The organism is Pedobacter sp. CG_S7 (assembly GCF_040544395.1).
Lineage (GTDB): Bacteria > Bacteroidota > Bacteroidia > Sphingobacteriales > Sphingobacteriaceae > Pedobacter.
This window is the reverse complement of record NZ_JBEONS010000060.1, coordinates 1-8,754: the sequence shown is the minus strand read 5'-3', so window position 1 is coordinate 8,754 and position 8,754 is coordinate 1. Positions and strand designations below refer to the sequence as shown.

Annotated in this window: 10 protein-coding genes; 9 read left to right on the top strand and 1 reads right to left on the bottom strand. The window is 37.7% G+C overall.

Annotation, left to right across the window (positions count from 1 at the left end; all coding sequences use genetic code 11):
- Nucleotides 1–138: 138 nt before the first annotated feature.
- Complete coding sequence (locus AAKU52_RS16640) at nt 139–1,038, bottom strand: LysR family transcriptional regulator (RefSeq protein WP_354335627.1); 900 nt, start codon at nt 1,036–1,038, stop codon at nt 139–141.
- 132 nt (nt 1,039–1,170) lie between these two features.
- Here AAKU52_RS16640 and AAKU52_RS16635 point away from each other — a divergent pair, with 132 nt between their 5' ends.
- The 9 genes from AAKU52_RS16635 to AAKU52_RS16595 all read left to right on the top strand — a co-directional run bounded on the left by AAKU52_RS16635 (nt 1,171) and on the right by AAKU52_RS16595 (nt 8,688).
- Nucleotides 1,171–2,406, top strand: a complete 1,236-nt coding sequence (locus AAKU52_RS16635) for an MFS transporter (protein ID WP_354335625.1) — start codon at nt 1,171–1,173, stop codon at nt 2,404–2,406.
- A 19-nt stretch (nt 2,407–2,425) separates the two neighbouring features.
- Nucleotides 2,426–3,220, top strand: coding sequence for an SDR family NAD(P)-dependent oxidoreductase (locus tag AAKU52_RS16630; protein WP_354335623.1), 795 nt, complete (start codon nt 2,426–2,428; stop codon nt 3,218–3,220).
- 17 nt (nt 3,221–3,237) lie between these two features.
- Entirely contained in the window at nt 3,238–4,548 is a 1,311-nt protein-coding gene (locus AAKU52_RS16625) for a serine hydrolase domain-containing protein (RefSeq protein ID WP_354335621.1), read from the top strand.
- A 9-nt stretch (nt 4,549–4,557) separates the two neighbouring features.
- Nucleotides 4,558–5,559 carry a polysaccharide deacetylase family protein gene (locus AAKU52_RS16620; protein ID WP_354335619.1) on the top strand — a complete coding sequence of 334 codons (1,002 nt, stop codon included), beginning with the start codon at nt 4,558–4,560 and terminating at the stop codon, nt 5,557–5,559.
- Nucleotides 5,560–5,576: 17 nt separating this feature from the next.
- Nucleotides 5,577–5,969, top strand: coding sequence for a Dabb family protein (locus tag AAKU52_RS16615; protein ID WP_354335616.1), 393 nt, complete (start codon nt 5,577–5,579; stop codon nt 5,967–5,969).
- Nucleotides 5,970–6,017: 48 nt separating this feature from the next.
- On the top strand, nt 6,018–6,419 hold the full coding sequence (locus AAKU52_RS16610; protein WP_354335614.1) for a DoxX family protein: 402 nt from the start codon (nt 6,018–6,020) through the stop codon (nt 6,417–6,419).
- A 223-nt stretch (nt 6,420–6,642) separates the two neighbouring features.
- Nucleotides 6,643–7,221 carry a GNAT family N-acetyltransferase gene (locus AAKU52_RS16605; RefSeq protein WP_354335612.1) on the top strand — a complete coding sequence of 193 codons (579 nt, stop codon included), beginning with the start codon at nt 6,643–6,645 and terminating at the stop codon, nt 7,219–7,221.
- A gap of 7 nt (nt 7,222–7,228) precedes the next feature.
- Entirely contained in the window at nt 7,229–8,152 is a 924-nt protein-coding gene (locus AAKU52_RS16600; protein WP_354335610.1) for a response regulator transcription factor, read from the top strand.
- Between the two features lie 140 nt (nt 8,153–8,292).
- Nucleotides 8,293–8,688, top strand: coding sequence for a Crp/Fnr family transcriptional regulator (locus AAKU52_RS16595; protein WP_354335608.1), 396 nt, complete (start codon nt 8,293–8,295; stop codon nt 8,686–8,688).
- Nucleotides 8,689–8,754: the final 66 nt, after the last annotated feature.

The window sequence follows — 8,754 nt, the reverse complement described above, 5'->3', positions numbered from 1 at the left end:
GCCATTTTATTTGAATTTTGAAACTGCCCCTAAACTAACAACGATTACAAGGGCTGAAAACAGTCAAATCTTTTAAAGTACCTGAGTAGTTACCATAATTCTTATGTATAACCGGATGTTAAATGCAAATTATTCGAATTAGATCAAATGCTTTTCACTTAAAAATTTTCTAACCATTTCAATCTGTTCTGTGGTTACATTGTTTTTATTATAGGTCAGATAAATAGTATTGGATGTCACATTGTTTCCTTTCCAAACCTCTTTTAACTGTTTTTGGTTTATATAGTCCTTTACAAGGTAATCCGAGGCAATTGTAATGCCCGAGCCAGAACTGATTCCTTTTAAGATAGAATTAAAATCAGGGATGATGAAACGCGGTTTTATAGAAGGTCTTTTTTTGAAGTTCTCCAACCAAAATCGTCTGATAATGGCAAGATCGCTGCTATATACATACCAATCCTGCTCACAAAGCCAGCGTTCTGCCTTGTCTAACTCTTCGTTAGCTAGAAACTCATAAAAAATAGAAGTATCTAAACTATAATCACTCACTAAAAGGAAGGTTTCATTAACTATTGGTTCATAGATAATATCTTTTTCATCTGTACAATGTGTAGCTATTACAAAATATAACTTACCCTTAGCTAATTTCTGCATTAAGTCTTTAGTAAGACCAAATTCAAAGACAAGATTCGCAGGGGCTTTACTAATACCTGAAGCGAGTACACTATAAAAAAACTCTTTAGGCGCTCCTATACAAGTCAATGGAATATTCGATGAACGGATGTACCTGAATTCTGATTCTACACGTTCCAGCTTTTCTACAGCCTCAATAATTTGCGTATAAAATAGCTTGCCATAATCTGTAGGAACCATTCTACGTGGCTTCCGCTCAAATAATTTCTTGCCTATGTGTGCTTCCAGTGCTGATAAATGCTGGCTCACATTTGGTTGCGAAATAAGCAATTCTTGCGCGGCACCAGTTAGTGTACCTGTTCTATATATTGCTTTAAAAGATCTATACCATTCTAAATCTACCATGATGTAAAGTTAGCAATATTCTTATTTTATTCACTTTGATATGTATAAATATATTTATAGTAAACTATAAATTAAGCTATTTTACTTATACATAGATACTCTCCACCTTTGCTTTCGATAATCGTTAATAAAATGAATAGTCAAAGTGAAATAATACCTTCAATAAAAATATCGGCCTCAAGGGTATCTGTAAAAAATACAATGCCTGCTGCATTATGGGCTTTGACAATAAGTGCATTTGGTATTGGTACCACCGAGTTTGTTATTGTCGGCTTGTTACCAACTGTTGCTCAAGATTTACAGATTAGTATTCCTTCGGCAGGACTATTGGTTAGCTTTTATGCCATTGGGGTTGCCATCGGTGCTCCAATTATTACAGCATTGACCAATAAAATTCATCGCAAGCCTTTGCTTATTTACTTGATGCTGCTTTTTATAGGGGGAAATGTGTTGGCAGGTATTGCCCCTGGCTTTATCTCATTGGTGTTCGCACGGGTTATTACGGGTTTCGCACATGGGGTTTTCTTTTCGGTCGGTGCCACTATTGCGACGGCGATAGTTCCTGTTGACAAACGGGCAAGTGCTATTGCCATTATGTTTGCTGGGTTAACTGTAGCAATGGCAATCGGTGTACCACTAGGAACATTGATAGGTCAATACTTTGGTTGGCGAGCAACATTTCTCTGTGTTGCAGGACTAGGTACTATAGGATTGATTGCTAATATCTTCCTGCTTCCTAGAGCTATACAAAACGATGCTGTTTCATCTATAACGCAGCAGTTTAGTATTCTTAGTAATAGAAAATTAATATTGGCGTTTCTAACTACCATATTTAATTATGCAGGGGTATTCCTCGTATTCACCTACCTGTCACCGTTACTGATGGAAGTTACACATATATCACACAATACAGTAAGCTTGATCTTACTGATATATGGTATCGCCATAGCAATAGGCAATATTGCAGGAGGAAAACTAGCTAACAAAGTACCACTTAAAGCATTGCTCTATATGTTGACTTTACAGGCTCTCGTCTTGTTTATATTTACTTATACACTAAACTATACGGTACCTGCTATTATCACTCTATTTGCTATGGGGGTATTATCGTTCGCTACGGTTCCTGCATCCCAACTATATGTTGTTCAGACAGCAGAGCATTCTAATCCTGCTATTGTCAATGTGGCCTCTGCATTTAACATCGCTTCGTTCAATGCAGGTGCGGCTTTAGGAGCGTATTCGGGAGGTTGGGTTGTTGCGTCGGTAGGGTTAAAAGCAATCTCCTCGTACGGGGTAATTTTCATGACCATTTCTATTTGCTTAGTGCTTATAAGTATATGGACAGAAAGAAAAGTAACTATAATTTAATAATAAAACTTAACAATAAATGGACTTACAACTAAAAGGAAAAACTGCTTTTATAAGCGGCTCTACACAAGGCATTGGCTTTGCCATCGCCAAACAATTGTTACAGGAAGGATCGATTGTCATAATAAATGGTCGAAAGAAGGAAGGTGTGGATATTGCTATTGAAAAATTGAGACAACAGGTACCCGATGCCAAAATATCTGGCATTGCAGCTGATTTTGGTAAAGTGAATGAAGTAAATGAATTACTGGCACAGTTACCTGATGTTGACATTCTAATAAATAACGCGGGAATATTTGAGCCAAAGACTTTTGAGGATATTTCTGATGAGGATTGGTTCCGCTTTTTTGAAATAAATGTATTGAGTGGTATTCGCTTATCTCGTTTCCTATTTCCTAAAATGTTGGCTAACAATTGGGGACGTATTATTTTTATTACCAGTGAATCAGCTATCAATATCCCTGAAGAGATGATACATTACGGTATGACAAAAACTGCTTTACATGCAGTAGGTCGCGGATTGGCAGAATTAACAAAAGGATCTGCTGTAACTGTAAATATGATTATGCCTGGACCTACTGGTTCAGAAGGAATGGTTGAATTTATCAAACAGTTAGCGGATGCAAAAGACATTACGGCAGAACAGGCAGAAGAAGATTTCTTTAAAACAGTGCGTCCATCATCTCTTATCCAACGATTTGCCAATGTAGCGGAAGTAGCTAATCTAGTTACTTACGTTTCAAGTCCATTAGCATCTGCTACGAATGGGTCTTCGTTGCGAGTAGATGGTGGCATAGTAAAAACAATTTTATAAAAGTTAATAACAAGGTAATGAAACAATTATGCACACTGAGTAAGAAAGGCTTTCTTACAGCAATTATCGTATCATTTTTTATAGGAAATACCATGATCGTACAAGCACAGCAACCTGGATTTGACAAAGAACGACTGTTAAAAATAGATGAAGTTATAAAGAGTCAAATAGCTGAAAATCATATATCTGGAGCTACGGCTCTTATTATCAGAAATGGTCAGGTTGTATACAATAAAGCATTCGGATATGCGGATGTTGAAACAAACAGGAAGATGAGAACAGATGACATTTTCAGGATTGCCTCACAATCAAAAGCTATTACCAGTCTTGGTGTAATGATGCTTTGGGAAGATGGAAAATTTCTACTGGATGACCCTCTCTCTAAGTACATTCCAGCATTTAAAGATCCCGAAGTATTGCTTAGCTATAACGCAAAAGATGGCAGTTATACGACTAAGTCTGCCAGTCGTGAAATCACTATCCGCGACCTATTAAGACATACTTCAGGCATCGCTTACCCCGCCATTTTCAGCGACCCTACTATGTGGAGTATTTATGAAAATGCGGGTATTCCTTCTGGTATTGGCACTACGAAATCTTCCCTCAAAGAAAAAATGTTGTTGTTGGCAAATATGCCTTTGCAGCATAATCCCGGTGAGAATTTTACTTACGGGCTAAATGTTGATTTATTGGGCTATCTAATTGAAATATGGAGTGGGCAGTCATTAGATGACTTTCTGAAAAAAAGAGTGTTGGAGCCGTTGGAAATGACTGACACGTATTTCCATATTCCTAATGAAAAGCAAAGCCGCCTTGTAAGTTTGTATGAGACAGTAGAAGATAATCAATTATTAAAAGTTGTACATCCAATATACGAAGGTGTTGATCCTCTATTTCCCAGTTTAAATGGTAGCTATCTTTCGGGAGGTGCAGGTTTAAGTTCAACAACTACTGATATGGCTAAGTTCTATTCCCTCTATTTGAATAAAGGTGTTTATAAGAGCAAAAGACTGATAAGTCATAAAACTATTGAACTGATGTTGGTCAATCAATTAGGGAGTTCTGTTAAGATATCACCATTGCCAGCGCAGCCAGAAAATTTTCAATTCGGTTTAGGGGGTTTTGCGGTAGTAACCGAAAAGAACCGTTATTTATCGCCACAAAGTTTAGGTGCATTCGGTTGGGGAGGTGCATTTAATACACATGGTTGGGCCGATCCGAAAGAAGGAATAATAGCTCTTTTATTTACTCAGGAATATCTATCACCCTGGTACTCTATCGGAGAAGAATTTCAGGTAGCAGTTTATCAAGCAATTTCAAACTTATAAAATATTATCATGGATAGACGAGACTTTATTAAAAAGACTTCTTTCGGAGCATCTGCTTTAGCCATTCCGGGATGGGCGGGAGCAGCAATAAAAACAAAAAACGAACAAACATCAGATTCTGTTCAAGACTTCTGGCCAAACTCTGCCCGTTTAGCCATTTCCATTTCTTTACAATTTGAAGCAGGTGGACAGCCAATTTCAGGAGCAGGTGGCTTGATACCTGAACCAATAAAGAAAGGTTACCCAGACTTAGCTACGAATTCTTATTTTGATTATGGTATACACGAAGGTATTCCAAGGTTATTGGATTTATTTGATAAGTATGGTGTTAAAGCAACTTCTTTTATGGTTGGTCGGGCAGTTGATAATAATCCTGAATTAGCCCGGGAAATAGTGAAACGTGGACATGAGCCTGCGGCACACGGGAAAGAATGGAGCTGGCAATACCATTTATCGAAAGATGATGAAAGAGAATGGATAAGGAGTGTTAAGCAATCTATCGAAAAAGCAACAGGTGTAACTCCTTTGGGATACGATTGCTATTGGATGCGGGGCAGTGTTCATACGTTAAGTTTGCTTCAGGAATTGGGCTTTATCTACCACAACAATGATTTGAGCCGTGATGAGCCGTACATACAACAGTTGAATGAAAAACCATTTGTAACCATGCCATACACAATACATATGAACGATATAGGCTCTTATGACTTTGCCGGTTTTTCACCTGCGGACTATGAGCAGCAATTAAAGGATGAATTTGACCAACTGTATGAAGAAGCGGCAACCCGTCGACGTATGATGTTGATTAGCTTTCACGACCGTATTTCTGGACATGCCTCACGTGTTCGTGTAATAGAGCGTTTCCTGAAATATGTGGCACAGCATGAAGGCATTTGGTACGCAACCAAAGGCGAGATTGCAAAACATGCTTTGGTAACCCCGAAGATTACACCTCTTGTACAGCGGGATGTAGCTGAAAAAAGTGGTTTAGCGGGTAACACTAATTTATAACTTCTAAAACAAAAAAAATGAAAAATATTATAATTACTCTCTCTATCCTCTTTTTTACCACTATGATTCTACCTGTTAATGGACAGCCTCCAAGCAAAGGAAAAAGAGAAAAGGTTGTTCATATTGTATTGTTCAAATTTAAGGACGGTACAACGGTCGCACAGATACAAAGTCTGAAGAAAGAAATTCAGAAACAGAAAGGTACAATTCCCGGACTTATCGACATCTCTTTTGGTGAAGATTTTATGGATAGAGCCAAGGGATATACACATGCAGAAGTAGCTGTATTCAAGGACAGAAAAACTTTGGAAAGTTTCAATGCATCCGAATATCATCAGCAATTAATCATTACGCATATCAGACCTATTTTGGGAGATATTTTAGTATTGGACTATGAACCTAAAAAATGAAGAAATTTTTAAATATTAAGAAATAGATCCTTAACGAAATAAAATAATATGTCTAATAAAAATGCAACTTACTTTTTTGCTCGGTTGTTAATTTCAATGAGTATGTTCGGACACGGCTTTGTAAGGGTTTTCAAGCTTCCGGAATTCGCGGAAAAAATGACAATAGAATTTGAAACAACTATACTGCCAGAGGCATTAGTTCATCCTTTTATGTTTGTATTGCCAATTCTGGAATTGTTTGTCGGAATTTTTTTACTAATTGGATTTAAAACAAAATTGGTAACGATAATAGGATTAATCATTATGTTGGCTTTGATTTTTGGTTCTTCCATGCAGCAGAACTGGAGTGCCGTTCCCGTTCAGATGTTTCACGGACTTTTTTTACTCGGCGTTTTGGCATTTCTTCCCTATAACAAATATTCATTTGATTCAAGTCTTTCTAGCAACTGATTTATGAAAAAGGGAGGAGAAGCAGTATTGGCCGTGCAGCAATCTAGGTATAGCGCAGCTATTATTTGTCCAGCATTAAGCATTAGTGCTTCGCGTGGGATTAATCCTTCTCAATCCGGGCAACTGGCTCACGTTGCTCGGGTCTTTATTTGGAAATGTTGGGGAAAACCTTTTGTAACCTGTGTTAAATAAAGGGCGGTTGAATCAACCATTAAATTAATTTATGATAGAGACAAAATTAACTGATAAAAAGTTTGTAATTGAAATTTTAAGCAAGTCGTTTAAAGATAATAAAAGCATCCTTTACCTAACTTCTCCAAACAACGGAAGCATAAATAAACTCAATACTTTAATGGATTACTGTTATGATGTATGCTCATTGTTTGGTAAGGTATGTTTATCTGATGATCAGAAAGCCTGTGCCTTAATCTTATATCCACATCAGAAACGGACAACGTTACGATCAATTTGGAATGATTTGAGACTGATCTATTCTGTCATTGGCTTTGGACGTATTATCAAAGTGATGAGACGAGAGATGCTTATTAAAAAGAAGCATTCAAAAGAGAATATGGCCTATCTCTGGTTTATCGGGGTAGATCCATTGTACCAAGGTCTAGGCATTGGCAGCAAATTATTAATGGAAATTTTAGAGGATTCAGAGAGGAAAGGGTTACCGGTTTATTTGGAGACATCAACGCTAGAGAACCTTGCTTGGTATAAGAGTTTTGGTTTTCAGATTTATGACAAGCTGGAGATGGAATATACCCTGTTTTTCCTAAAGCGTATACCGCTAAAGTAAAAGAACTATGTCGGTATTCGGAACAGAAATGCACATCGTTACTTTATTGTTGGTCATCCTGGAGCTGGTCATGTTCGGGGTGCAACTTGGGTATTACCTGAATCAACCGGATGATAAACCCCGTTTCTGGTATTTGATCTTACTTTTTCTCCTGATCATCTATAACATTACCGGAGGGCTATTCCCTGATCCCGAAATAATGGCCATATCCATACGTTTTCAGAATATTATTGCTTACGGCTCTGGCTTTCTCATGGCCTCTTACTTTCCGTTTTATTTTTATCGGGCTTTTGAGCTAAAATTATTGCGTTTTCATGCCATTTATGGGGTTATATTATTCCTACTGCTCCCTTATGTGGTATTCTTCATCATTTCGTATTCCATGAATGATAATCTGGATATCGCGGTCAACTACGGAATTGTTATCCCTTTTTTCTATTCCATTGTTTTATTGCGTGCGATATTAATTGCGATAAAAGAACGCTACCGAGAAAGCCAGAACCGTGTATTCTACATAGAGAAGATTGCTGTTTATTGTGCAGTGGCTCCATGGGCACTAATGACCCTGATCGCTTATTTTGATTTCAGTCAATTGGTGGAAGTTCTTTTTGCTAATCTGGGTTTTTTGATCATTACAGGGATGTTTATATGGAAGTCTGTCAGAAAAACAAGAAAGGAAAATGAATTATATCTGGAACTTGAATTGATGCCAATTAATGCTTCTTTTATAGCGATGAACAGTAAAAAATTTAGACTGACCACAAGGGAAGAAGATGTGGTCGTCCTGATCTGTCAACGATTAAAATATCGAGAGATTGCAGAGAAACTCTTTATCTCTGAACGCACCGTCAATAAGCATGTACAGAATATCTTCAGCAAGGCCGAGGTAACCACCAAGACTGAACTGATCCGTAAAATGAACAACTTTTGATCTGTTATTGAAATCATTAGTACCGTTCGCAGGATTCTCCAATAAGGATACGTATCATATTCTTTTCTGCATGAAATCAATTGTTTGCTTAGGTTCTGTTTGCCAAAGTCAATTTTGTATTTTTGTAATAAAAAGGGATCATGAATATACACAAGCCCGTAGACTACTTTAAAACCATTTTGCAACATTTCGAACGTCGAATAAGTCTCGACGACAGTGAGAAAAACTATATCTGTTCGGCCTTTAGTGTACGAAAATTGCTCCCTAGACAGTATCTCTTAGCACAAGGAGAGATCTGCCGCTATGAAACTTACGTATGCAAGGGCTTTTTTCGTTCCTTCCATATCGATGATAATGGAAATGAGCATACACTACATTTTGCCCCAGAAGACTGGTGGATATCGGATCTCTCTAGCTTTCTGCGGCTAGAACCCGCTAGCCGTAACATCATCGCGCTAGAGCAATCAGTGGTCTTACAAATTGACCTTCAAAAACGGGAGGAGCTGACAGGGTCAACGCATTTAAATTTGATTTAAAATTTTAAGGAGAAATTGATCGTCCCAGCCGGCTTTTAGCCTTTTGGTTACCAGAGACCCCTTTGA